Annotated in this window: 26 protein-coding genes; 15 read left to right on the top strand and 11 right to left on the bottom strand. The window is 43.7% G+C overall.

Annotated elements, in window-relative coordinates:
• Positions 1-8 precede the first annotated feature (8 nt).
• The 11 genes from KFE98_03900 to KFE98_03850 form a co-directional block, all read right to left on the bottom strand.
• Positions 9-3,443 carry a T9SS type A sorting domain-containing protein gene (locus KFE98_03900; protein UTW63311.1) on the bottom strand — a complete coding sequence of 1,145 codons (3,435 nt, stop codon included), beginning with the start codon at positions 3,441-3,443 and terminating at the stop codon, positions 9-11.
• Positions 3,444-3,546: 103 nt separating this feature from the next.
• Positions 3,547-6,900 carry a VCBS repeat-containing protein gene (locus tag KFE98_03895; protein UTW63310.1) on the bottom strand — a complete coding sequence of 1,118 codons (3,354 nt, stop codon included), beginning with the start codon at positions 6,898-6,900 and terminating at the stop codon, positions 3,547-3,549.
• Positions 6,901-6,912: 12 nt separating this feature from the next.
• Entirely contained in the window at positions 6,913-8,079 is a 1,167-nt protein-coding gene (locus KFE98_03890) for a sigma-54-dependent Fis family transcriptional regulator (protein UTW63309.1), read from the bottom strand.
• A 2-nt stretch (positions 8,080-8,081) separates the two neighbouring features.
• Positions 8,082-9,419, bottom strand: a complete 1,338-nt coding sequence (locus tag KFE98_03885; protein UTW63308.1) for an ABC transporter permease — start codon at positions 9,417-9,419, stop codon at positions 8,082-8,084.
• A complete protein-coding gene (locus KFE98_03880; GenBank protein ID UTW63307.1) occupies positions 9,412-10,344 on the bottom strand; it encodes an ATP-binding cassette domain-containing protein in 933 nt (310 codons plus the stop codon). Before KFE98_03880 ends, KFE98_03885 begins: the two co-directional genes overlap by 8 nt.
• Before the next feature lie 108 nt (positions 10,345-10,452).
• The gene (gene dnaJ, locus KFE98_03875) at positions 10,453-11,592 is read right to left on the bottom strand and encodes a molecular chaperone DnaJ (GenBank protein ID UTW63306.1); all 1,140 of its coding nucleotides are present in this window, start codon (positions 11,590-11,592) and stop codon (positions 10,453-10,455) included.
• Between the two features lie 3 nt (positions 11,593-11,595).
• Positions 11,596-12,165, bottom strand: coding sequence for a nucleotide exchange factor GrpE (locus KFE98_03870; GenBank protein UTW63305.1), 570 nt, complete (start codon positions 12,163-12,165; stop codon positions 11,596-11,598).
• A 131-nt stretch (positions 12,166-12,296) separates the two neighbouring features.
• Positions 12,297-12,860 carry a TlpA family protein disulfide reductase gene (locus tag KFE98_03865; GenBank protein UTW63304.1) on the bottom strand — a complete coding sequence of 188 codons (564 nt, stop codon included), beginning with the start codon at positions 12,858-12,860 and terminating at the stop codon, positions 12,297-12,299.
• A gap of 19 nt (positions 12,861-12,879) precedes the next feature.
• Positions 12,880-14,187: a UDP-N-acetylglucosamine 1-carboxyvinyltransferase gene (gene murA / locus KFE98_03860; GenBank protein UTW63303.1), complete on the bottom strand. Its 1,308-nt coding sequence runs from the start codon at positions 14,185-14,187 to the stop codon at positions 12,880-12,882.
• An 8-nt stretch (positions 14,188-14,195) separates the two neighbouring features.
• On the bottom strand, positions 14,196-14,798 hold the full coding sequence (locus KFE98_03855; GenBank protein ID UTW63302.1) for a DUF4290 domain-containing protein: 603 nt from the start codon (positions 14,796-14,798) through the stop codon (positions 14,196-14,198).
• A 40-nt stretch (positions 14,799-14,838) separates the two neighbouring features.
• Complete coding sequence (locus KFE98_03850) at positions 14,839-17,196, bottom strand: UvrD-helicase domain-containing protein (protein UTW63301.1); 2,358 nt, start codon at positions 17,194-17,196, stop codon at positions 14,839-14,841.
• A 332-nt stretch (positions 17,197-17,528) separates the two neighbouring features.
• Between KFE98_03850 and rpsL the strand changes: the two genes are divergently transcribed.
• The 15 genes from rpsL to rplN are packed head-to-tail and all read left to right on the top strand — an operon-like array spanning position 17,529 to position 25,967.
• Complete coding sequence (gene rpsL / locus KFE98_03845) at positions 17,529-17,903, top strand: 30S ribosomal protein S12 (GenBank protein ID UTW63300.1); 375 nt, start codon at positions 17,529-17,531, stop codon at positions 17,901-17,903.
• A gap of 11 nt (positions 17,904-17,914) precedes the next feature.
• Positions 17,915-18,382 carry a 30S ribosomal protein S7 gene (gene rpsG / locus KFE98_03840; GenBank protein ID UTW63299.1) on the top strand — a complete coding sequence of 156 codons (468 nt, stop codon included), beginning with the start codon at positions 17,915-17,917 and terminating at the stop codon, positions 18,380-18,382.
• A gap of 20 nt (positions 18,383-18,402) precedes the next feature.
• Positions 18,403-20,511, top strand: a complete 2,109-nt coding sequence (fusA, locus tag KFE98_03835; GenBank protein ID UTW63298.1) for an elongation factor G — start codon at positions 18,403-18,405, stop codon at positions 20,509-20,511.
• 10 nt (positions 20,512-20,521) lie between these two features.
• On the top strand, positions 20,522-20,827 hold the full coding sequence (rpsJ, locus tag KFE98_03830; GenBank protein UTW63297.1) for a 30S ribosomal protein S10: 306 nt from the start codon (positions 20,522-20,524) through the stop codon (positions 20,825-20,827).
• 23 nt (positions 20,828-20,850) lie between these two features.
• Positions 20,851-21,468 carry a 50S ribosomal protein L3 gene (rplC, locus tag KFE98_03825; protein ID UTW63296.1) on the top strand — a complete coding sequence of 206 codons (618 nt, stop codon included), beginning with the start codon at positions 20,851-20,853 and terminating at the stop codon, positions 21,466-21,468.
• Between the two features lies 1 nt (position 21,469).
• A complete protein-coding gene (rplD, locus tag KFE98_03820; protein UTW63295.1) occupies positions 21,470-22,096 on the top strand; it encodes a 50S ribosomal protein L4 in 627 nt (208 codons plus the stop codon).
• A gap of 7 nt (positions 22,097-22,103) precedes the next feature.
• The gene (rplW, locus tag KFE98_03815) at positions 22,104-22,394 is read left to right on the top strand and encodes a 50S ribosomal protein L23 (protein ID UTW63294.1); all 291 of its coding nucleotides are present in this window, start codon (positions 22,104-22,106) and stop codon (positions 22,392-22,394) included.
• Positions 22,395-22,410: 16 nt separating this feature from the next.
• Positions 22,411-23,232 carry a 50S ribosomal protein L2 gene (gene rplB, locus KFE98_03810; GenBank protein UTW63293.1) on the top strand — a complete coding sequence of 274 codons (822 nt, stop codon included), beginning with the start codon at positions 22,411-22,413 and terminating at the stop codon, positions 23,230-23,232.
• 14 nt (positions 23,233-23,246) lie between these two features.
• Positions 23,247-23,522, top strand: a complete 276-nt coding sequence (rpsS, locus tag KFE98_03805; GenBank protein ID UTW63292.1) for a 30S ribosomal protein S19 — start codon at positions 23,247-23,249, stop codon at positions 23,520-23,522.
• A 16-nt stretch (positions 23,523-23,538) separates the two neighbouring features.
• Positions 23,539-23,946 carry a 50S ribosomal protein L22 gene (rplV, locus tag KFE98_03800; protein ID UTW63291.1) on the top strand — a complete coding sequence of 136 codons (408 nt, stop codon included), beginning with the start codon at positions 23,539-23,541 and terminating at the stop codon, positions 23,944-23,946.
• A 4-nt stretch (positions 23,947-23,950) separates the two neighbouring features.
• Positions 23,951-24,655, top strand: a complete 705-nt coding sequence (gene rpsC / locus KFE98_03795; protein ID UTW63290.1) for a 30S ribosomal protein S3 — start codon at positions 23,951-23,953, stop codon at positions 24,653-24,655.
• 26 nt (positions 24,656-24,681) lie between these two features.
• A complete protein-coding gene (gene rplP / locus KFE98_03790) occupies positions 24,682-25,104 on the top strand; it encodes a 50S ribosomal protein L16 (GenBank protein UTW63289.1) in 423 nt (140 codons plus the stop codon).
• An 11-nt stretch (positions 25,105-25,115) separates the two neighbouring features.
• On the top strand, positions 25,116-25,316 hold the full coding sequence (gene rpmC / locus KFE98_03785; GenBank protein UTW63288.1) for a 50S ribosomal protein L29: 201 nt from the start codon (positions 25,116-25,118) through the stop codon (positions 25,314-25,316).
• 5 nt (positions 25,317-25,321) lie between these two features.
• Positions 25,322-25,573 carry a 30S ribosomal protein S17 gene (gene rpsQ, locus KFE98_03780; protein ID UTW63287.1) on the top strand — a complete coding sequence of 84 codons (252 nt, stop codon included), beginning with the start codon at positions 25,322-25,324 and terminating at the stop codon, positions 25,571-25,573.
• Positions 25,574-25,598: 25 nt separating this feature from the next.
• Positions 25,599-25,967, top strand: a complete 369-nt coding sequence (gene rplN, locus KFE98_03775; GenBank protein ID UTW63286.1) for a 50S ribosomal protein L14 — start codon at positions 25,599-25,601, stop codon at positions 25,965-25,967.
• The last annotated feature ends 17 nt before the right edge of the window (positions 25,968-25,984 follow it).

Below are 25,984 nucleotides of genomic sequence, written 5' to 3'. Positions count from 1 at the left end.
TTAAATGCTTACTTAATTGAAATTTTGTTCTGGTATACAGTGTTTCCAGCATCCTGAATTTGGATGAGGTATAGACCAGTTGAAGTTCCAGACAGATCAATGGCGTTGTTGCTACCACCTTGAAGTCTTTGTTCGTGGATCACTTTTCCTTGTGCGTCCAGAACTTGCAATTTCAATTTGCTGTCCAAAGAGTTCTCAATATCGATATTGAACAATCCGTTGTTTGGATTCGGGAAGATGTTGATGTCTTCATTGTTGATCAACTCAACAACGCTAACATCGATTACAGCAACGTCTTCTGTGTAAGTAGAATCTCCACAGAATTCGCTGGTAACAGTAAGTGTTACTCCGTATGTATTTGTTCCACCAGCTGTGTAGTGATTAATGGTTTTCCAAGCTGGACCGTTAACTGTTTTACCGTCACCGAAAGACCAGAAGTAGTTAGATCCTGTAGTATCATCTGCAGTGAACTCTACGTTGTTCTGATTTTGAGTGTAAGTAAATGTAGCATGAGGTCTTGGGTAAACTACAATGTCAAGAGTATCGGCACTGTTACAGCTGTTAGGATCAGTGTAGTTAACGATGTACTCACCGTCTACTGTAGCAAAGATCTTAGAAGCAGTAGTAATCAAGTTACCATCACGGTACCACTCATAGCTACCAGCTCCAGTTCCTGGATCAAGCTCAACGCTTTCACCGTCACATACTGCCGTGTCAGCTCCTAACATTACAGGAGTTCCAACAATGATTTCAGAAGTATCAGAAGATACACATCCGTCAGAATCAACTACGTGTACATAGTACTGTCCAGTTACACCTACCATAATGTTTTGAGTAGTATCACCTGTGTTCCACATGTAAGTACCGTTGTTAATGTCAACACCTACAGTAGTCATTTGACCGTAACACAAGTTCGTGTCATTAGAAGCCTTAGCCAAAGAGTTGATGGCTACTTCAAAAGTATCACGTGCAGTACCACAGAATCCAAAAGCTTCTACGATATACTGTCCTGCCATGGTAGTCATGAAAGTGGTAGTAGTATCAGCATTAGGAGTTCCTGGTTCGAATACCACAGTGTCAGTTGCACCAACAGTGGCTTCAAATACAGCTGTATCTCCAATACACATAGCTACATCGTCAACAACGAATCCAAGAACAGAAGCATACTCGTATGCACCTGGGTCAGGAGTAGAAGCATCACGTGGAGCTCCAAGAATATCTTCAGTTACAACCAATGAAGGCCATCCGATGTTATCCAGATCAGGAGAACACAAGTTCAACTCAAGTCTTCCGTGGAATTGAGGATCTGCAGATACAGACATTTGATCATAACCAGTGTTTGCTGTCCAAGATGCAAGGTTTCCTTGGCTAAGGTTATTGAAACTTGCCAATTGAAGTCCCATTGGAGCATAAAGGTCGTTGTAATCCATGATAGTGATACTACCATTACCCATTACGTCAACCGCTTTACCAGCTCCCATGCTCACGAAGATGTTGTTGTAAACTTCAGCTCCACTACAATCGTCTACCTCAAGAGCAGAGGAATTGTTGTCTTTACCATATACTACAACGGTGTTGTGTACAACATTGGTAAATTGAGATTGATACAAACGAATACCTACAAACATGTCAGTGCTTGAAGTATCACCTTCACTAATGATGTTGTTAGCAATCCAGTTGCGGTTTGATCTTGCACCTACATTTTGAGAAACAAAGATTCCGTAACGTGGCCAATCATTCTTAGTAGCGATCATGTTGTTATAGATCAACATTTCGCCGCTTGTATTCAGGATGCGCATGGCACGTCCGTCAGTACGAGTACTTGCAGATTCAAATTCATTTTCGTTGATGTCAACGTCAACTACATTGTCAATGCGGATACTACCGTAGTTCTGGTTCCAGAAACCGTTGTCTTCGATAGTAATGTTGTCGTGGATGAAAGCACGATCACCGTCCAGATTCAAGGCCCAAGAACCACCGTTTAGCAAACAGTCGTGGATCCAAAGTCCGTCAACCATAGACTCGTCATCAGCGTACATCAAAGCAGCATTGTTAGAAGTACCTGAGTTGTAGTCATTCTTAATATGACAGTTATCAAATTCGATGTTTTCTGGCTCATCAACAAAGTTTACAACTCTACCGTAAGTACCAGTACCACTATTGTACATTGTAATGTTTTCGAAAATGATATTCGTTGCGTTATTCAGTATTACAATGTGATTCGAATTGTTGTTGTTCGCCATGTAAGTCCATTCACATAAGGACGTATCACCAGATTCAGAGGTAAAGGTTACTGTGTTAATAGGAGAACTTCCAACAAAGTCAGTGATCTCAACTTGTTCATTCCAGGTCGAGTCAGCTAATTCAAATACTACGGGACCACAAACACCCCAGCGGTTCAAAAGATTAACAGCTGTAGTAATGTCAGGGAAGTCACCGTTAATAGAGTCAGCAATGGTATAAGTACCATTCAACGCTGCGTAATACTCATGATAAATCGTGTCATTCCAAGCAACGGTGTCAACGGTATCGTTAACCGTTTTAATCCAAGCTTTAATAGAGTAAAGGCTATCAGAAAGAATGTTGATTGAATCCAACAAAACTTTTACGCTTTGAGGGCTAGATCCAAGCAAGGTATCGATCAAACCAATGTATTTTACATCTGGTTGAGCTACTCCGTTCAGAGTCCAAGCAAGTGATACACTATCTACTTGGTTAATACCATCATTCTGAACAATCGCATGAATGTTGTTCTTTCCAGCACAAACAGTCACAGGATCCAACTCAGGGATACCAGCATTGTTCATACCAAAAGCAGCCAATTCTCCTTCCAATTCAAAGTCATCGATAAGGATGTCATTGTAGAAGGTGGTACTTGCGTTTTTGTTCACTGTAAAGCGAACCTTACACATTTTGTTTCCATCAGGCGGATACGCCGAAAGGTCAACAACTTTTTGAACCCAAGCGTTGCTTGCGTTGCTACCCTTTTGGGTAAATACACCAATGTGCCAAGTTTGACCATCGTAGAAATCTACGCTGAAGTCGTTATGACCTGATGAAGAATAGGTCACATTATAACTAATGTGCCAAAAACGAAGTTCAAGATTTCTTTCAAGTGAGAAATCAAAAGATTTTGTTTCCAGGTGAACAACCTCTGGATAAGGAAATGATCCATCTACCCAAGCATACTCACCACCGTTTCCGGTGTGATCAGATGCACCCTGAACGTCATAGTTTGGAGAACCAGAGAAGGCTCCAATTTTCCAAAAAGCGTTCGCGGATGTGTTACCCGAGTTATTGGAAGTAGTCCAACCTGCAGGCATCGTGTTGAAATTATCAAACGACTCCTGATAGGTCTTGATTTTTTGTGAGTAAGCGTACTCACCGGTGAGAAAAATGAGACACAATAAAAGTGCCTTTTTACAAAGTAACCACTTTTTCATAAGCTGAATTAATTAGAATATTTCTTAATTACCTCTAAAATGAACTCCCAAATATAGCAATTTAACTATAGGACACAAATCTTTTAAAAAATAGTTAAACCTGTTAAAGGCTATATTCCGACGGTGTGCCTAGGACGCTCAAAACCTGAAGAAAATCATTGTTTACAGCCGACACGATGAGGTATTTACCATGGGCTGTTTTTACCAGTTTCACATCCTTGACATCCCCGGGTGTATAATACCCGGTTGATGAGTATGGTAATGCGTCGAATCCACTTTTGCCATCCCCTTTCAGGAAGGTACCAATAGACGCATCGTTTCGGGGTGTTTCTACTTCTGAAGAGTACAAATTACCCGAAACCACGATATCCAAGTTGTGATCTCCGTCAAAATCACGGGCTATAATAGAGTGTACGATTGAAAATTGAGCGCGTTGGGGTAAATTTTTAATCTTGAATTGATTACCGCCCAAATTTTCGATGTACACCGAAGAAAATCGGGTGGCCTTATAGTTCAACGCATCTTTCAATTGCTTCCCATAAACGTCTTCTATAGTAGCCGAAGCAAAATCGTTATAAGTTGGAAATTTGTCTTTGATAAATGGCATCTGCTGAGAAGAACATTGACGACCTCTAACCGGGTAGCAACCACCGTGATCAAAGTACCCCAAAACGATATCCAGGGTGCCGTTAGCATCAAAATCATGACACCAAATCTGAAAGGGCTCTTCTGGCGATGTTTTGTACTTGTAGTTTAAGCCTAAGTTACCAACGACAAAATCTAAATCACCATCGTTGTCAAAATCGCCGGCTTCCAAGCCACTCCACCAACCGGTCTCTTCATGAAAGGGGTGTCCTTCTTCTAATTTGCTGAGTTTGCCTCCATCGTTGGTCATCAACAGGAGTGGCATCCATTCACCCACCACCATTAAGTCCAGATCATTGTCACCATCATAATCTACCCACATGGAGTTGGTTACCAACCCGGGTTCATACAAGTCAGGAGCAACTTCGTTGGTAGCGTCAACGTACTTACCGTCTTCATAGCGCAAAATGTAACTTCTGGGTGCAAAGGGATATTTGCCAGGAACTAATCGACCTCCTACAAAAAGGTCAAGGTCTCCATCCGCATCAAAGTCTCCAGCGGAAACTGATTTGCCACTGGTAAGCATAGTGGGTAGTACTCCTTTGGATTTGGTGAAGTTCCCTTTTCCATCATTGGTATAAAGGCGATCCTGAAGTTCGGGAGCATTTTCGGCATATTCATTTCCTCCACTTGCTACATATAAATCCAGGTCACCATCTTTATCGTAGTCGTAGAATAGGCTCCCTACATCCTCAGATTTTTTATCAGAGATAAAGGCGGGTAGCTTTTTGGGACTAAACTTCCCGTTTTCATTTTGAACAAACAATTGTCCGGCTTGATTCATCGCTCCACCTACATATATATCGTCCAGACCATCTCCATTGATGTCACCCACTGACATGCCAGGGCCATGTTGACTGTTGCGGTGAGGAAGTAGAATCTCTTTTTCGAAATCATCAAAAGGATTTTCTACATGTTTAAAATCCAAACCAATACCCGCGGCCTTGTTCTGAGCAAACAATGGATTTACACTTTCTGCGGCGTTGGCGCTCCGTGCAGCATCCTTGTAATCTAAGGTTAGAATTTGGTCACCTTTAATATTGGTTAGGGTTTGAGTTTTTCCATCGGGCCAGGTAACCGTGAGTCTATCCACTATACTCTGGTCGCCTAATCCGAAATGCAACAAATCGTTCATCGAGGAGATGTACCCTCGAGTTACATTGAGCAACTCTAATTGGATGCCATCTTGAGTTTCAATCTCTACTTGGGCGCCAATTGGATTTTTGGAATCGCTTTTCAAGGACACATTCAAGAAATGCTTTCCGGATTGATCGGCGGTGTTTTGATAGAGCCAGGCACGTTCGTTCATGTTGTTCATGACTAAGTCCAAATCACCATCGCGGTCAAAGTCGGCGAAAGCTGTACCCTGGGTAAATCCTTTTTGAGCAACACCCCACTCGTAGCTTTTCTTGGTGAAGGTGAAGTCTCCATTGTTTTTGAATACGTAGTTCGGCAATGGAGTAGAAGGCGTGTTTCTAAAGATGGTTTTCTTTTGATCGTCGGTAAATTGCTCAGTAGTTCCATATTCACGGGCTACCTTGCGCTGGTAATCGTTGTCGCGATCATCGAGGCGGTATCCATTGGACACAAAAAGATCCTTGTAGCCATCATTGTCGAAATCAGCAAATAGGGGAGCCCAACTCCAATCCGTACTGTGCACGCCGGCCAATTGTCCAATGTCACTAAAGGTTCCGTTTCCGTTATTTACCTGAAGGGTATTGTACATGTATTGATGGGGGAGTCCAAACTCAACCAACTCGTAAAACTTCTTAGGGGCCATCGCACCCATTTGGGTTTTTAACCGAAAGTGATCTTCAGCGGACATATCCAATGCGATAAAATCAAGTAGGCCATCGTTGTTGAAATCGGCAATGTCATTTCCCATACTATAAAGAGCAATATGAGAGGTGCGCTCTTTGATTTCATCCTTAAAGGTTCCATCCCCCTGATTCATATACATAAAGTCAGGTGAGTCATAGTCGTTGGATACGTATACATCTGGATATCCATTTCCATCCAAATCACCTACGGCGAGTCCAAGGCCATATCCACCAAAGATTTCATTCTTCAGTCCAGCAGACTTCGAAACATCGGTAAACTTTCCTCCATCATTGCGGTAGAGGTGATCGGCAGTGATCAGGTTATTTGTCAAATCGTTTCGACTCAGTTTGCGATCTCCTTTCCAGGTGTTCTTATGATTCAGTACGTATAAATCCAGATCACCATCCAGGTCAAAATCGAAGAAGGCAGATTGAGTAGTATACCCACTGTCGGCTATGCCATAAGATTCAGCTTCTTCCGAAAAGGTAAAATCACCTTTATTAATATAGAGTCTGTTTTTACGTTCTTCTCCAGGTAGGTATCCACTTTTGCTTACGTAAAGGTCGGGTAGACCATCATTGTTTACATCGGCTACCGTCACTCCTGTGCACCACTCATTCTCGGCACCCACTCCCGCTTTTTGAGTGAGGTCTTCAAATTTGAGGTTACCCAGGTTTCTATAGATACGGTTGCTTACTTCGTTACCCGAGAAGAAAATATCCGGTAAGCCATCCTGATCGAAATCGGCGACGGCTACACCTCCACCATTAAATAGGTATTGGAAGTTGTAGAACAGCAATTCAGTCTCTTCGGTAAAAGAGTTGCTAAAATCAATTCCGCTTTCTTCGGTAGAAAGCAATTTAAACAGGGTGGAGGATTGAGTAGGGGCGGCGGCATGGTGGTCTTTGGTTTGGGATTCCTTCGGCTTATCTCCACATCCTGTAAATAGAAATGGGGTGAGAAGTCCAGCTAGCAATACACGCATCTTCATAACATCTACCTTTTATTTAGGGTTCGCATACTTTTTAATGTCGTCGCCTCCAATTTCGTTATCACACAAAATGACGAGTCGTTCGACTATGTTCTTAAGTTCCCGAATGTTCCCTGTCCAGTCAATGGATTGCAATTCCTTAAGGGCTTCCGAATTGAAGGACTTTAGGGGGAGGCCCATATCCTCGCAACTCAACTTTAGAAAGTGTTCCGCCAATAAAGGAACATCTTTTTTTCGATCATTTAAAGAAGGGACCTCAATTAGTATGACGCTAAGTCGATGGAAAAGGTCTTCTCTAAATTTCTTTTCGTCAATTTCCTGACGCAAATTTTTATTGGTTGCCGCAAGTACTCTTACGTTAACCTTAATGTCTTTTTCACCACCCACCCGGGTGATCTTGTTTTCCTGGAGAGCTCTCAGCACCTTGGCTTGGGCAGGCAGACTCATATCACCAATTTCATCCAGAAATAAAGTTCCGCCCTGGGCTTGCTCAAACTTACCCTTCTTCATTTTTACGGCTGAAGTAAAAGCACCTTTCTCATGCCCAAATAATTCACTCTCGATCAATTCGGAGGGAATAGCCGCACAGTTTACTTCCACGAAAGGTTGTTTGCTTCGGTTACTTTGATTGTGAAGCTCCGAAGCCACCAATTCTTTTCCCGACCCATTGGGTCCGGTAATGAGCACACGAGCATCGGTCGGAGCCACTTTGGCAATCATGTCGTGAATGTTTTGGATGCCTTCAGACTCTCCTAAAATGGCTCCGCTTTTTTGCCGTTGAATTTTCTTTTTGAGTTGGCGGGTTTCCTGAATCAGCTCTTTTTTGTCCAAGCCGTTTCTCACGATGACCAAAAGGCGATTAAGGTCGAGGGGTTTCTCGAGGTAATCGTAGGCTCCTTTCTTAATAGACTCAACAGCCGTCTCAATGGTTCCGTGTCCGGAAATCATGATCACCGTGAGGTCAGGTTTTATCTCCAGGGCCATGGCCAAAACATCCATGCCATCCATTCTTGGCATTTTGATGTCGCACAAAACCAGGTCATAGTCGTTTTTCTTGATCAGAGAAATCCCTTCCATTCCCTGTTCGGCCAAATCTACCTGGTGACCTTCATATTCCAGTACGTCTTTTAAGGAGTTGCGAATGCTCTTCTCGTCATCAATGACTAACAGGTATGCCATAATTAATTGGATTTATAGGTAATCCACTTCCACAATTCTTTATAGGAGGCTTTTTTTCCGTACATCAATATTCCCGTTCTGTATATTCTTCCAGCCATCCAAGTAGTAAGTAGGAAGAAGATAATAAGTAAGGCCCCGGAAACGAATAATTCCCATTCATGTCCATCTTCCAGACCTACGGCCATCCGTATGGGCATGGTGATCGGAGAGGTGAGCGGAATCATCGATAGCCAAAAAGCCACAGGGCCTTCCGGATTCTGAATGATGGCCACCCCCGATATGTAAGCAACCGTGAGTGGTGCTGTGAGGGGAACCATAAATTGTTGGGTGTCGGTTTCACTATCCACAGCTGCTCCTACAGCAGCAAATAATGCACTGTATAAAAAGTAACCGCCAAAGAAGTAAAACAAGAAGCCTGCAATTAGGCTGACCCAAGGGGTATTGAACAAGATGTTGTTTTGATCAAAGTACGCTTTACTAACTGCCGATTGCTCTTGCTGTATCTGTTGGGCAATTTCGGGGGTTGCTTGAACGGTTTCAGACAAGCTTGCCGGATCCAAGAACTCCGAGATGAAAAAGGATTGTACTACAGTGAACAGGGCCATAGTAATCAGAATCCAGAAAAAGAACTGAGTTAGGCTGACCAATCCAACACCAAGAATTTTTCCCATCATCAATTGCATGGGTCTAACCGAAGTGACAATGACCTCAATAATTCGATTGGTCTTTTCTTCAATCACACCTCTCATCACCTGAACTCCATATAAGAAGATGAACAGGTAGATCATGGCTCCAAATATGAATCCAATAACTGCCTTTTTGCTATTGCCTTCTTCCTCTTCGCCGCTTTCCGAATATTTGACGGCCGTTAGGTTAAAATCTGTGTTGACCTTGTAAAAAGCTTCGCGATCAATGTTGTATTGATCGAGTTGAATTTCTTCGATGATTTTTTCAACCTCGTTTTCGATTACATGGAGGATGTTCAGGCTCGGTTGCTTCTTGTAAAACAGTTTAATGCTTCGGCTGAATTCCAAATTGGGTGGAATGTAAAGCACACCTGTGAAGTTGGTTTCGTAGAGCATCTGTTTGGCTGTGGCCAAATCCAATTCAGGTCTGTAAGTGAACTCCAGGTGTTTTTTGTTTCGCAAAGAATTAAAGGCTGGAGCGTGGCCATCGATCACCAGGATGTGATGGTCTTCTGTTTCCTGAAGACTCAACCATAAGGCCAGAGATAATCCAAGGATCATTACGACTGGTCCCAACAGGGTAATTAGCAAGAAGGTTTTCTTCTTGACCCGGGTCATGTATTCCCGCTCTATTATCAGTCCTATCTTACCCATGGCTTTCGTTTATTTCAGTTACCCGACGGATAAATATATCGTTCATAGAAGGTACTCGCTCTTGCAAGGCATGAATTTCCACATGCGGGATCAGAGCCTTGAGTAAGTCGTTTGGCGTTTTATTGTTCAGTAGTTTTATCTCTGCAGTATGCAGACTTCCTTTGCGCCCCTTGTCGATCAGTTCAGCATCAATCCAAAGCGCTCGGGTGAATTCAACTACGTCGCCTTTATACATGATTTCGTAGACGTTTTCCTTTCGTTCGTTTTTTACTTCTTCCAAAGATCCGCCCAGAATTTTCTTGGATCGGTAGATCAAGGCGATGTCATCACAAATCTCTTCAACCGAAGCCATGTTGTGGGTGGATAGAATGATGGAAGTTCCTTGGTCCCTTAGTGAAAGAATTTCGTTGCGAATCAAAGAAGCATTGATGGGGTCAAAGCCAGAAAAGGGTTCATCCAGAATCAAAAGATCGGGCTGATGCAAAACGGTAACGATGAACTGTACCTTTTGCTGCATCCCTTTGGAGAGCTCTTCAATTTTTTTATTCCACCAGGGGGTAATTTCAAACTTTTCAAACCAGTGCTTGAGGCGGTGCATCGCTTCCGATTTCGAAAGTCCCTTGAGTCGGCAGAGGTAGAGGGCTTGTTCCCCTACTTTCATTTTCTTGTAAAGACCGCGTTCTTCAGGTAGGTAGCCAATCTTAAGCTGATGAGCAGATTGAATCGGCTCCCCGTTAAATAGCACCTGGCCGCCGTCTGGCGCGGTGATTTGGTTGATAATTCGAATCAGACTTGTTTTACCAGCCCCATTTGGGCCAAGTAGTCCGAAAATTTTTCCTTCGGAAACCTCCAGCGACACATCGTCGAGCGCTTGGTGGTTTGCGTAGTGTTTGGAAATATGATCAATCGTGAGTGTAGCTCCCATTCGGAATCAGGCATAAAAAAAGCTGACTAATAACCTCTTCTTATATAAAGAGGTATACAGTCAGCTTTCAAATATAAAAATTGTCTGATTCCTTTGAGGGGAGATGCCCTAAGAATGGAAAAATTCGCGCATTCGGTTAAAGAAGCTTGAGTCCTTCTTGTCACCTGTCGGTTGAAAATGTTCTGCCTCTTTTAGATCTTCCATCATCTTTTTCTCTTCACGAGAAAGCTTGGTAGGTGTCCAAACGTTTACGTGAACCAAGAGATCTCCACGGCCATAGCCGTTGATGTCAGGTAAGCCTTTACCTCTCAGGCGTAGAATTTTACCCGCTTGAGTTCCGGCTTGAATATTGATTTTTGCTTTACCCGATACAGTAGGAATCTCCTTGGTGGCACCGAGAGCTACTTCTGGAAAACTTACATCCAAATCAAAGTAAAGGTTCGTGCCTTCCCGGTGCAATTCCGGATGAGGTTTTTCCTCCACTACGATGATCAAATCACCAGGTACCCCTTCATAAGGCCCTTCGTTTCCTTTCCCCCTTAGGGATAGCTGCATGCCTTCTTCAACCCCAGCAGGAATTTCAATGGTTTCCAGAACTTCTTTCCGGATCTGTCCATTGGAATCTCCTCCTTTGCCTCGGTTATTAATCTGCTTACCCGTTCCATGACAAGTAGGGCAAGTAGATGCCGTTTGCATTTGGCCTAAAATGGTATTGGTTACCCGAGTCACTTGTCCAGTACCTGCACACGTGGAACAGGTGCTAAAAGTTGCATCCGGATTGTTTACCAGTTTATTGAGTTTGATCTTCTTGGTCACCCCATTGGAGATTTCTTCAAGATCAAGTTTTACTTTAATTCTGAGATTGGAGCCTTTAACACGAGCCGATCTTCTAGGGCCTCCGCCGCCGCCGCCGAAACCGCCGCCAAATCCGCCACCAAATGCTCCTCCGAAAATATCTCCAAACTGACTGAAGATATCCTCCATGTTCATACCCTGGCCACCACCAAATCCACCGGCACCGCCACCCATGCCTGCATGGCCAAAACGGTCGTAACGGGCTTTCTTGTCAGGGTTGCTAAGCACTTCGTAGGCTTCAGCAGCTTCTTTAAACTGATCCTCAGCTTCCTTGTTGCCAGGATTTTTATCCGGGTGAAACTTGATGGCTAGCTTCCGATAAGCTTTTTTTATCTCGCTGTCGGATGCGCTGCGATCAACGCCAAGTACTTCGTAATAATCTCTTTTCGACATCGGTTATTCTCCTACTACTACTTTAGGGTATCGAATGACTTTGTCCTTGATTTTGTATCCTTTTTCCACTACGTCCAAAACCTTGCCTTTTTCCTTTTCAGAAGGAGCTGGGATTTTCGTGATTGCTTCGTGCAATTCCATATCAAAAGTTTCTCCCATGGCCTCAATTTCGGTAACGCCCGCTTGAGTCATAACGTGGGCAAACTTTTGATGCACCAGTTGAATTCCTTCCTTAACGGCGGCTATATCGTCTGTTTTTTCAGAGTTTTCAATAGCCCTGGCAAAGTCATCCATGACCGGAAGAAGGTCTCCAATAACTTTTTCACCCGCTGTTTGGATCATTTCCAGTTTCTCACGGGCCGTTCTGCGACGGAAGTTTTCGAACTCTGAATACAACCGAACATAGCGATCATTCAATTCCTGAACTTGATCTGTCAATTTTTGCAGCTCATCTACTTCAGTGTTCTCCGTTTCGGTGGTTTGTTCTTCAGCAGCCTCGGCTGATGTGTTTTCTGGGTTCACGATTTGTTCCTCAGTCGAATTAGTTGAAGTGTTCTTTTCCTCCTTGCTCATTTCACGTTCTCTTAACAGTTGCCAAGGGCAATACCAAATTATCTGCCAGATGGCATTTTTGACATAATGGCACAAAAAAAATAAAGGCAGAACAAATGTCTGCCTTTATTTCATAAAATATTGTCAGTGATTTAAAGTTCCTCGACCAACTGATCGATGGTCACATGGAGTTGGGCACCACGAAGGTTCTTCGCGATAATGATCCCATTCTCATCAATGAGGTAGTTCGTAGGGATGCTTGAAATACCGTAGTCAGTAGCGGCTTTTCCATACCAGAATTTCAAGTCACTTACGTGGTATTTCCAATCCAATTTATCTTGAGTGATGGCTCTTTCCCAATCCGGTTTGTTGCGGTCGAGAGATACGCTGTAGATCTCAAATCCTTTTCCAGATTTGAACTTGGCATCTTTGTACTTTTCGTACGCTGCCACTACGTTTGGATTCTCTCTCCTACAAGGGCCACACCAGCTTGCCCAGAAGTCAATTAAAACCACCTTGCCTTGCAATTCACTTAAGGCATATACGCTGCCATCGGGAGCCGCTAAGGAAATTTCCGGAGCTTTATCCCCAACTCGTGTGCCGACCAAAACTTCTTGCTTTGGAAGCGACGATAAAACGTAGTTGCAAGGAATAAAAGCAAGAATCATTAGCCCCAAGGCGCCGATCATTAGAATGGTTTTTGCTTGTAATTTCATAACAGTTATCATTTTGGTGTCAGTTTATCCTGACAATTTCCGCGCCAATTTTATTTAAGCGCTCATCGATGCGTTGATAACCCCTATCTATCTGTTCAATATTGTGAATAGTGCTGGTTCCTTCTGCCGACATGGCAGCTATCAACAACGACACTCCGGCACGAATATCAGGTGAGGTCATCTCAATGGCTCTCAATGGATATTGACGATTTAATCCAATAACAGTTGCCCGGTGTGGGTCGCACAAAATAATTTGGGCTCCCATGTCGATCAACTTATCTGTAAAGAACAAACGGCTTTCAAACATCTTCTGATGAATGAGAACACTTCCTTTGGCCTGCGTGGCCACCGTGAGCATAATGCTCAATAGGTCGGGTGTAAACCCTGGCCATGGAGCATCTGACAAGGTCATGATCGAGCCGTCAATAAAGGTTTCAATTTCGTAATTTTTTTGCGAAGGGATAATCAGATCATCGTCCTTTCGCACCAAAATGATTCCCAGCCGACGAAACATTTCGGGTATGATGCCCAAATGCTCATAACCTACATTTTTGATCGTCAACTCCGATTCTGTCATCGCAGCCAATCCAATCATACTTCCCACCTCAATCATGTCGGGAAGAATGGTGTGCTCACACCCACCTAACTCCTTTACACCATGTATGGTCAAAAGGTTGGATCCAACTCCTGATATTTTTGCACCCATGCTATTGAGCATGCGGCAGAGTTGCTGAATATAGGGTTCGCAAGCGGCATTGTAAATTGTAGTAACGCCTTTGGCCAACACAGCAGCCATAAGGATATTAGCGGTACCAGTTACGCTAGCTTCATCCAGCAACATGTGGGTTCCGCTCAAATTTTTGGCACGAGCTCTATAAACGCCTAATTCGGGGTCATAGCTGAAGGTAGCTCCCAACTTTTCAAATCCAATGAAGTGGGTGTCAACCCGGCGGCGACCAATTTTATCTCCACCTGGCTTAGGAATGTATCCTCTACCATAGCGGCCTAAAAGGGGGCCAACCACCATAATGGATCCTCGAAGGCCTCCACCTTGTCTGAAGTATTCAGGGGTGTTCATGTACTCGATGTCCACATCTTTGGCTTCAAAGGCGTAGGATTCTGGTCCCAATTTTTCCACCTCTACGTTCAGCGATCTGAGGAGGTCGATCAGCTTGTTTACATCCCGGATGTCGGGAACATTATTGATTATTACTCGCTCCTTGGTGAGGAGAGTTGCACATAGAATTTGCAGGGCCTCGTTCTTCGCACCTTGTGGAACAATTTCTCCACGAAGTTTGTGACCGCCAGTAATCTTAAAAGTTCCCATGGATCGTATTAGCGCTTTTTCTTTTTGTTTTTGGTGTTCTTGGATTTGTTTCTCGGCTTTGTAATGATCTCCGTGCTCTTGATCAATTCGGTACTCAGATCGAGTTGAAGCTGTCCTTTGGAAAGCCGATCAAGATCATTGATGATTTCTTCGTCGATCACGGATTCCTTATTCCAGGTCACGTAAGACTTTTTCATCATGTTGGCAATGGATAGAATCAAGGCATTCTTTTCATCTCCGTCTTCCATTTCAATAGCCGACTTGATGTACTTAGGAATAATCTTGCCGTAGTGCTTAAAGGGGATGCGTTCGTCGTTGTAACTCAGCATTTCAGGGCGAGCTTCCAGAGCTTCCTTCTCAGGAAGAGGGAAGGGGGAGTCTACATCCAACTTAAAGTCTGCGATGATGTGTAAATGGTCCCACAACTTGTGGTTAAACTCGTTGACATCACGGAGGCTGGGGTTCAATTGCCCCATAATTTTGATAATGGTTTTGGCGGCTTTATTTCGTTCTTCCCGGTCTTCAATCTCAATGGCCAGGTTGACCATCTTCTGTATGTTTCTTCCGTATTCCGGGATGATGAGGTGTTCTCTTACTGTATTGTATTCCATTTTTGGATCTTAGACTTTCAAAGTTAGATATTTCAGTGGGCTAGAGAAGCTGAAGTTTGGCAAACTTAAGGAGTAATTGTTTCTGGCCCACAGATTCAAAGTTTACCGAAGCTTTCCGGTTGTCAGACGGTCCTTGTATGTCGACGACCTTTCCTTTTCCAAATCGTTGATGCAACACTTCAGCACCAACGGTAATAAGGCTTACGTCAGATGGCGTGAAATCAGCGGGTGGTGTAGCAGGTTTGGCTGTATTCATCCGTTTCATGCCGGGTCTTGGTGGTCGGCTTGGTGCAGCGGATGGACGCGGTGAGCTTGAACTGGATTGGTAAGCAGGTTGGCGGTAGTTTAATCCACCTTCGCGTGCCCCTCGTTCAAAATCAATTCCTTCACTTGGCGATTTGCCTCCTGCTCCAAGGTCATTGCGTTCCACATAATTGGGATCGAGTTCCTCTAAAAAACGACTGGGTTCGCAATAGGTTAGGTTGCCCCAACGGTAGCGAGTGGTGGCGTAAGAAAGCATGGCTTTGTTTTCAGCCCGGGTTAAGGCCACGTAAAACAATCGTCGCTCTTCCTCCAGCTCCGTTCTTGAGTTTACCGATAGTTGGGAAGGGAACAGGTTTTCTTCCATTCCCGAGATGTATACATAGGGAAATTCAAGTCCCTTGGAGGCGTGAATGGTCATCAGGGTTACCGTGTCCTTATTCTCTTCCTTATTGTTGTCGGAGTCGGTGAGCAAGGCGATGTCCTGCATATAAACGTCCAGTGTTCGTTTGTCGTTTCCTTCCGGTAGATCGATTACATCGTCTACCGTGTCGTTTTCGGCAAACTCTTTGATCCCGCTCAAAAGTTCCTGAATGTTTTCATAGCGGGCAACCCCTTCTACAGATTTATCCGAATAGAGTTCTTTTAGAATAGTGGAGGTAGTTGCAATCCGACTTGCTAATTCAAAGGCATCTTCCGTTTGCAGCAATTGGTGGAAGGTTTCAACCATTTCTGCGAATCCTCGTAATTTGTTAATCACAGCAGCTGAAAACTGCAGGCCAAATTGAGCCGGATTATTGACCACCTGCCAGAGGCTAACGCCTCCCTGAGAAGCGGCGGCTGAAATCTTGTCCATGGTGGTGTTTCCGATTCCTCTTTTGGGATAGTTGATCACCCGTTTCAAGGCTTCTTCGTCCTTGGGGTTAATTGCCAATCGGAAATAGCCCAACAGGTCCTTAATTTCTTTTCGGTGGTAAAAGCTGAGCCCTCCATAAATGCGGTAAGGGATGTCCTTTTTTCTTAAGGCCTCTTCCAGCGAACGAGATTGAGAATTGGTTCGGTACAAAATGGCAAAGTCGGCGTTTTCCCGCTGTTCATTATGCTTCCGGAAGAAGATGTCATTGGCTATTTCAAAGCCCTCTTCGTTGTCAGAAAGCGCTTTTACGATTTTGATCTTTTCGCCTTCATCGTTGTTCGTCCAAACATTTTTCTCCAGCTGCTCCTTGTTTTTGCTGATCAGGCTATTGGCCGCCTGAACAATGTTTTTGGTTGAGCGGTAATTCTGCTCCAGCTTAAAGGTTTTTACGTCTGGATATTCGTTTTTGAAGTTGAGGATGTTTTGGATGTTCGCTCCACGGAAGGCATAGATACTCTGAGCATCATCACCCACCACGCAGATATTCTCAAACCGGGCGGCAAGCTTTTTCAGTATTAAGTACTGAGAAAAGTTCGTATCCTGGTACTCATCCACCAAAATGTAACGGAACTTGTTTTGATATTTGATCAAAGCGTCCGGATGGTCGCGAAACAAGACATTCGTTTTGAAGAGTAGATCATCAAAATCCATGGCTCCCGCTTGAAAGCATCTTTTCTCATACGTATGGTAGATTCGTGCCAATTCAGGCTTGCGGGATTGGATGTCCTCTTGTTGAATAACCGAATTGTTCGCATAGTTTGCTGCCGAGATCAAGTTGTTCTTCGCAGATGAAATCCGACTTAAGACCAGATTTGGTTTATATACCTTATCATCCAGGTTAAATTCTTTGATGATTCGCTTGATTAAACTTTTGGCGTCATCCGTATCATAAATGGTGAAATTAGATGGGTATCCCAAAAGTGTTGCTTCATTTCGCAATATTCGTGCAAACACCGAGTGGAAAGTTCCCATCCAAATATTCTTCGATTCGCTCGCTCCAACAATCTTGGCGATACGGCCTTTCATCTCACGTGCTGCCTTGTTGGTAAACGTTAGTGAAAGGATATTGAAGGAGTCGACTCCTCTTTCAATCATATGGGCTATTCGATAGGTGAGTACCCGTGTCTTTCCCGATCCCGCACCCGCAATTACCATTACTGGTCCTTCGATCTGCTGTACGGCCTTTCTCTGCTCCACATTTAGGTTGTCCAAATAACTCATGCTGCAAAACTATCTTTTATACCTATATATATAAGCCGTCGATGAGGCAATTTTTCCACCCTTTTGAAGTCGTCAATTTTTAAAAGTGCGCATAGGGAAATTGACGCTGTGTTTTGGGAGTTTATTCACCGGGGTTGTGGAGGGAATTGTGGATGTTTGCGGCCCGATGTTCTAAACGCTTGAATGCCTGTTTATTTATAGCGTTTAAAACTGGAATTCTGATCTTGGTAAATTAATTTCAAGGGTAGTTGAATTTAATTGGAAAAACTTCTACCTTTGCCGCCCTGAATTTATTGGGGTGGAGTGCCTCAATATAACAGATTTTAGAATATATGCCTACTATACAGCAATTAGTAAGAAAAGGAAGACAGAGCAAGATTAAGACATCTAAATCCGCTGCTCTAGATGCGTGTCCCCAGAGAAGAGGGGTATGCGTACGGGTGTATACTACCACCCCAAAGAAGCCGAACTCGGCCATGAGAAAAGTGGCCAGGGTTAGATTAACGAATGGTAACGAGGTGAACTCCTACATCGGAGGAGAAGGTCACAACCTACAGGAACACAGTATTGTACTGGTTCGTGGTGGTAGAGTGAAAGATCTTCCAGGTGTACGTTATCACATTGTACGTGGTGCATTGGATACCGCTGGTGTTGACGGGAGAGCTCAAAGAAGGTCTAAGTACGGAACAAAACGTCCAAAAAAATAGGAGACTGAACGATGAGAAAAGCGAGAGCAAAAAAGTTTGAAACCGCGCCGGATCCCAAATTCGGTGAGACACTGGTTACCACTTTTGTGAACAACTTGATGATCCAAGGAAAGAAGAGTATTTCCTTTAAAATCTTCTACGAAGCTTTGGATCGTGTAGAGTCAAAGACTGGCGAGAGTGGTCTTGAGACTTGGAAAAAAGCATTGTCTAACGTTACTCCTCAAGTAGAAGTACGTAGCCGCCGTGTTGGTGGGGCAACTTTCCAGATTCCTCAAGAGATTCGTTCGTCAAGAAAGACTTCTCAAGCTATGAAATGGATGATTCTTTTCGCCCGTAAGCGTAACGGAAGATCCATGGCTGAGAAATTGTCTGAAGAGATTATGGCAGCAGCTCGTGAAGAGGGTGGTGCTTATAAGAAGAAAGAGGATACTCACCGTATGGCTGAGGCTAACAAAGCGTTTTCACATTTTAGATTCTAACCCAAGATAATAAGGAAACAATGGCTAAAAGAGATTTAACATATACCAGAAACATTGGGATTATGGCCCACGTGGATGCCGGTAAAACGACAACCACCGAGCGTATTCTTTATTATACTGGTATCAGTCATAAGATTGGAGAGGTTCACGACGGTGCTGCCGTAATGGACTGGATGGCGCAGGAGCAGGAGAGAGGGATTACCATTACTTCCGCTGCTACTACCTGTTTTTGGAATTACAGAGACAAAGAATATCGTATCAACATTATTGATACTCCTGGACACGTTGACTTTACTGTTGAGGTAGAGCGCTCCTTGCGTGTATTGGATGCTGCTGTAGCTTTGTTCTGTGCTTCTTCAGGTGTTGAGCCACAATCAGAAACTGTATGGCGTCAGGCTGATAAGTACAACGTACCACGTTTGTGCTTCGTAAATAAAATGGACCGTGCTGGTGCTGACTTCTTTGGTACTGTTGAGCAGATCAAAGAAAGACTAGGCGGTAACCCAATTCCACTTCAGATTCCAATCGGAGCTGAAGACGAGTTTAAAGGTGTGGTTGATTTGATTAACAACCGTGCTATCGTATGGAATGAGGAAGATATGGGAATGACCTGGAAGGAGATTCCTATCCCTGAAGATTTAGTTGATCTTACTGCTGAGTGGCGTGAGAAGTTGGTTGAAGCTGTAGCTGAAACAGATGATTCTTTGATGGAGAAATTCTTCGAAGATCCAGATTCAATTACAGAAGAGGAAATGTTGAATGCAATCCGTACTTCTACCATCAATATGACTATCCAGCCTGTAATGTGTGGTTCTGCCTTTAAAAACAAAGGTGTTCAAACCATGTTGGATGGTGTAATGGAATTTATGCCATCTCCATTGGATAAAGGTGCTGTTGAAGGTCATGATATCAACGACGAAGAAAAAGTATTGAAGCGTGAGCCTTCTAAGGAAGAGCCTTTCTCTTCTTTGGCTTTTAAAATTGCTACTGACCCATACGTAGGTCGTCTTTGCTTCTTCCGTTGCTACTCTGGTAAATTGGATGCAGGTTCTTACGTAATGAACACTCGTACCCAAAAGAAAGAGCGTATTTCACGTATCTTCCAGATGCACTCAAACAAGCAAAACCAGATTCCTTTCATCGAGGCTGGTGATATCGGTGCAGCTGTAGGATTTAAAGATATTCGTACTGGAGATACTCTATGTGATGAGAAAGCTCCTATCGTACTTGAATCAATGACTTTCCCTGAGCCAGTAATTGGTATCGCTATCGAGCCAAAAACTCAAGGTGATGTGGATAAGTTGGGTGTTGCTCTTGGAAAGCTTTCTGAAGAGGATCCAACGTTCCGTGTTAAAACCGATGAGGATTCTGGTCAAACCGTAATTAGCGGTATGGGTGAGCTTCACCTGGAAATCATTTTGGATCGTTTGAAGCGTGAGTTTAAAGTTGAGTGTAGCCAAGGTGCTCCTCAGGTAGCTTACAAAGAAGCGATTACTTCATCTGTTGATCACCGTGAGACTTACAAGAAGCAAACAGGTGGTCGTGGTAAATTCGCCGATATCGTGGTGAAAGTTATGCCAGGTGATGAAGGTAAAGAAGGATTGGAATTCGTTAACTCCATTAAAGGTGGTAACATTCCAAGAGAATTTATTCCTTCAGTGGAAAAAGGATTTAAAGATGCTATGGTTAACGGTCCTTTGGCTGGTTACCCACTTGACAGCATGAAAGTTGAGTTGATTGATGGATCTTTCCACGCGGTTGACTCCGATTCACTTTCTTTTGAGGTTTGTGCCAAGTTGGCCTACCGTAACGCTGCCAAGAATGCTACTCCGGTATTGCTTGAGCCAATTATGAAATTGGAAGTAGTTACTCCGGAAGAAAACATGGGTGATATCGTTGCTGACTTGAACCGTCGTCGTGGTCAAATCCAGGGAATGGATAGCCGTAACAACGCTCAGGTAGTAAAAGCAATTGTTCCTCTTTCTGAAATGTTTGGATATGTGACTGCTTTGAGAACGATCTCTTCTGGTCGTGCAACTTCTACTATGGAGTTCTCTCACTACGATCCAACACCAAGGAACATCGCTGACGATGTAATAGCAAAAGTTAAAGGAACTGCAACTGTATAAGTAAGAAGACATGGCTCAGAAAATTAGAATTAAGTTGAAGTCTTACGATCACAATTTGGTAGACAAGTCTGCTGAGAAGATCGTAAAAACGGTAAAGTCTACCGGAGCAGTTGTGAGCGGGCCAATTCCATTGCCCACTGACAAAAAGATCTTCACCGTATTGCGTTCTCCACACGTAAACAAGAAGTCGAGAGAGCAATTCCAATTGAACTCATTCAAGCGTTTGTTGGATATCTACTCTTCGTCTTCAAAAACTGTGGACGCGTTGATGAAGCTGGAACTGCCCAGTGGTGTAGATGTAGAAATTAAGGTTTAAGAAAGCATTAATACAGAATAAAGATGCCTGGAATAATTGGTAGAAAAATAGGAATGACCAGCGTGTACAATGAAGAGGGTAAAAACCTTCCTTGTACCGTCATCGCTGCCGGTCCTTGTGTGGTGACACAGGTAAGGAACGAAGAAACAGATGGCTATACCGCTGTTCAGATTGGGTACGAAGAGAAATCCGAAAAACACACTTCCGCTGCCCTGAAAGGTCACTTTAAGAAATCCGGAACTACTCCGAAGAAACATGTTCAAGAATTTGATGGCTACGATCAGGATGTTAAGCCTGGCGATGTAATCGATGTGAGCATTTTCGAAGAAGGAGAATTTGTTGACGTTACCGGAACTTCTAAAGGTAAAGGCTTCCAGGGTGTAATGAAAAGACACGGTTTCCATGGTGTAGGTGATGCTACACACGGAACCAAAGACGTAGGTCGCGCTCCCGGTTCTATCGGGATGGCCTCTACTCCTTCTCGTGTATTTAAGGGAATGAGAATGGCAGGTCGTACTGGCGGCGATACGGTTAAAGTTCAAAACCTTCGTGTTTTGAAAGTTATTGGAGATAAAAACTTGTTGGTCGTTAAAGGTGCTGTTCCTGGTCCTAAAGGTTCAGTAGTTACAATTGAGAAGTAAGATGAAGGTAGATCTGTATAAAATTGATGGTTCTAAGGCTTCCAAAAAGGTAGACCTGAATGATGCCGTTTTCGGAATCGAACCAAATGAGCACGCTGTTTACCTCGACGTAAAGCAGTACCTGGCAAACCAAAGGCAAGGAACTCATAAAGCAAAGCAACGCGGAGAGATTACGGGTAGTACTCGTAAGATCAAGAAGCAAAAAGGTACCGGTACTGCTCGTGCGGGTAGCATCAAGAATCCATTGTTCCGTGGTGGTGGTCGTGTATTCGGTCCAGAACCTCGTTACTACGGTTTCAAATTGAACAAAAAAGTTAAAAAATTGGCCCGTAAATCTGCTTTGGCTGCTAAGGCAAAAGCTGATGAAATCATGGTCGTAGAAGACTTTTCGTTCGATGCTCCTAAAACTGCAGAGATGGTTAAAGTTCTGAATAACCTGAAGTTAACAGACAAAAAAACCACGCTGGTGTTGCCTGAGCAGAATAAAAATGTATATTTGTCCTCCCGAAATTTAGAGGGGCTTTCATATATAACTGCCTCAGAATTAAATACTTACAGTATTGTTAACTCTGGGAAATTGGTTTTGTGTGAAGGTGCGATTGGCAAAATTGAAACGATTTTAAGTTAAGATAACGATGAAAATTTTACTCAAACCAGTGATCACTGAAAAGATGACCCAAGACGGTGAAGATTTCAATCGTTATGGGTTTGTGGTTCCTAAAGACGTGAACAAGCTGCAAGTTAAAAATGCAGTGGAAGAGGCTTATGGGGTAACCGTAAAGTCAGTTAACACCATGATCGTTGCCGGCAAGAGCAAGACTCGCTATACCAAGAGAGGGGTTCAGCAAGGTTCTACGGGTTCTTACAAGAAAGCTGTAGTTACTTTGGTTGACGGTGATATGATTGATTTTTATAGTGGTATTTAAGAAATAACAGAAAACGATGGCTGTTAGAAAGTTTAATCCGATTACTCCAGGTCAACGACATAAAGTCGGGAGTATGTTTGGTGAGATCACCAAAGGCACTTCGGAGAAAAGTTTGACCAAATCCATCAAGAAGTCCGGAGGTAGAAATAACGATGGTCGTATGACTGTTCGTTACCGAGGCGGAGGACACAAAAGACGTTACCGCGTGATTGATTTCAAGCGTAACAAAATGGGTGTTCCTGGTAAGGTTGCTTCTGTAGAATACGATCCGAACCGTTCGGCTCGTATTGCTTTGATTGTATATGCTGATGGTGAAAAGAGATACATCATTGCCCCTAATGGCATTGAAGTAGGTCAAGAAATCATGAACGGTGAAAAGGCTGCTCCAGAAATTGGAAACGCTCTTTTCCTACGTGATATTCCTTTAGGTACAATTATTCACAACATTGAAATGCAGCCTGGTGCTGGTGGGAAAATTGCTCGTGGAGCAGGAGCTTACGCTCAACTTACCGCAAAGGATGGCAAGTTTGGTGTAGTGAAAATGCCTTCTGGTGAAACTCGTTTGATCTTGTTGACATGTATGGCCACAATTGGTTCTGTGTCCAACAGTGATCATAACTTGGAGCGCTCTGGTAAAGCAGGTCGCAGTCGCTGGTTAGGTCGTCGCCCACGTACTCGTGGTGTGGCCATGAACCCGGTTGATCACCCAATGGGTGGTGGTGAAGGACGTCAGTCTGGAGGTCACCCAAGATCACGTAACGGTGTTCCAGCTAAAGGATTTAAGACACGTTCAAAGAAAAAAGCATCTAATCGTTACATCATAACGAAGAGAAAGTAATTAGGGAGTAGATTATGAGTCGTTCATTGAAGAAACCGCCGTTTGTACATTACAAACTAGAGAAACGAGTACTGGACATGCAGGCTTCCGGCAAAAAGTCGGTGATCAAAACCTGGTCCAGAGCATCCATGATTACACCTGACTTCGTTGGGTTGACTATTGGGGTGCATAACGGAAGACAGTTTATTCCGGTATACGTAACTGAAAACATGGTAGGGCACAAATTGGGAGAATTTTCTCCAACCCGTACCTGGAGAGGTCACGCCGGTAAAAAAGATAAGAAACGATAGATAACTGAGGTTTAATATGGGAGCCAGAAAACACAATAAAGCACAAGAGAGAAAAGAGGCGAACAAAACCGTTTATTCGGCTAAGCTGAATAACTGTCCAAGCTCTCCCCGCAAAATGAGATTAGTCGCAGATCTAATCCGTGGTGAGGAAGTGGCTAAGGCCTCAAATGTTCTTCAGTTTCACAAGAAGGAAGCTGCTGGTCTTATGGCCAAGCTCCTGTGGTCGGCTGTAGCCAACTTCGAAGAGAAGAGTGGTGATAGCTGGGAAACTGCAGGCCTTTTCGTTAAAGAAGTGAAAGTTGACGGTGCTCGCACCCTTAAGAGAATTAGCCCACGGGCTCAGGGTCGCGCTTACCGCATCAGAAAGAGATCAAATCACGTAACACTAGTACTGGGAACACAAAACCAGGAGGTAGAAAACTAATAAGATGGGACAGAAGACAAATCCGATTGCTAACAGATTAGGTTTTATCCGCGGTTGGGATTCCAACTGGTACGGTGGAAGACGTTACGAAGACAAATTGGTTGAAGACCATAAGATTCGTCGTTACCTGAATGCTCGTTTGAGAAAGGCGAGTGTTTCTAAAATTGTGATTGAAAGAACACTTAAGCTGATCACTGTTACTGTTAAGACTGCACGTCCAGGTATCATTATCGGTAAAGGTGGATCTGAGGTTGATAAGCTGAAAGAAGAGTTGAAAAAGATCACCCGTAAGGATGTTCAAATCAACATCTTTGAGATAAAGCGTCCTGAATTGGATGCAAGCCTGGTGGCTGATAGCATTGCTCGTCAAATCGAAGGACGTATTTCCTTCCGTAGAGCGGCTAAAATGGCTGTAGCCTCCGCCATGAGAATGGGTTCTGAAGGTATTAAAGTAACTATCTCTGGTCGTTTGAATGGCGCTGAGATGGCACGTACCGAGCACTACAAAGATGGTCGTATTCCATTGCACACATTCCGTGCTGATATCGACTACGCTTTGAGTGAGGCTCACACCACTTATGGTCGTATTGGAATTAAAGTATGGATCTGTAATGGTGAAGTACTTGGAAAACGCGATTTGTCCCCTGTTGTTGAGAAACAGAAGAAAGGGCCACAAAAGCAGCGTTTTAACAGAAAGAAAAGAAATTAATCGTCGGAGATTTAATTTAGGGAAAGATGTTACAGCCCAGGAAAACAAAGCATAGAAAAGTACAGAAGGGAAGAATTAAAGGAAACGCCCAACGTGGCGCCCAGCTTGCCTACGGATCTTTCGGGATCAAAACCCTGGAAATGGGTCGCATTACAAGCCGTCAGATTGAGGCTGCTCGTATCGCAGTAACCCGTTACATGAAAAGGGAAGGACAAGTTTGGATTCGTATTTTCCCAGATACTCCGATCACCTCTAAGCCAGCCGAAGTACGGATGGGTAAAGGTAAGGGTAACTTGGACCACTGGGTGGCGAAAGTGAAGCCTGGTAGAATGTTGTTTGAGATCGAAGGAGTGAACTCCACCATCGCTCAGGAAGCCCTGAGACTGGCTGCTCAAAAACTACCAGTTACCTGTAAGTTAGTTGTTAGAAGAGATTACGACGGAGAATAACAAGAGAAGCGATGAAGCAATCTGTAATTAAAGAATTGACTACCGAGGAGTTGTTTGAGCGTTTGGGCGATGAGACTGAATCATTGGGCAAACTTGAAATGAATCACACGGTATCTCAGCTGGAAAACCCGATGGTAATCCGTGAGAAAAGAAGAACTATTGCCCGGTTGAAAACCGAAATCACCAAACGAGAGTTGGAGCAATCTAAATAAGAGCAATGCGAAATCTTAGAAAAGAAAGAATCGGTGTGGTAACCAGTGCAGCTATGGACAAGTCCATCGTTGTAGCTGTGGAGCGTAAAATTAAGCACCCGAAGTACGGTAAGTTCGTTAAGAAAACGACGAAGTTTATGGCACACGACGAAAAAGACGAGTGCGGAATAGGCGATACCGTAAAGATCATGGAGATGCGTCCAATGTCTAAAAACAAGCGTTGGAGGTTGACCGAAATTATTGAGAAAGCCAAGTAAGGTTTAACAGGCTAAAGGAATAACAATGATTCAGCAAGAAAGCAGGTTACATGTAGCAGACAATAGCGGCGCCAAAGAAGTATTGTGTATCCGCGTTCTGGGTGGTACCGGAAGAAGATACGCTTCAGTTGGTGACAAGATTGTAGTTACTGTGAAAGATGCCATGCCCTCAGGCAACGTGAAAAAGGGTGCAGTGAGCCGCGCGGTGATTGTGAGAACCAAGAAAGAGGTGAGAAGAGCAGACGGATCTTACATCCGTTTCGATAATAACGCCTGTGTGCTATTGAATGCTGCAGGAGAAATGAGAGGAACTCGGATTTTTGGTCCGGTAGCTCGTGAGCTGCGTGAAAAGCAATTCATGAAGATTGTTTCTCTTGCACCTGAAGTACTTTAACGGATAAGAAAAGGAAA

It is taken from the genome of bacterium SCSIO 12741 (assembly GCA_024398055.1).
GTDB lineage: Bacteria > Bacteroidota > Bacteroidia > Flavobacteriales_G > Salibacteraceae > SCSIO-12741.
The sequence above is the reverse complement of the archived record's forward strand: the minus strand, read 5'-3'. Positions and strand labels throughout refer to the sequence as shown.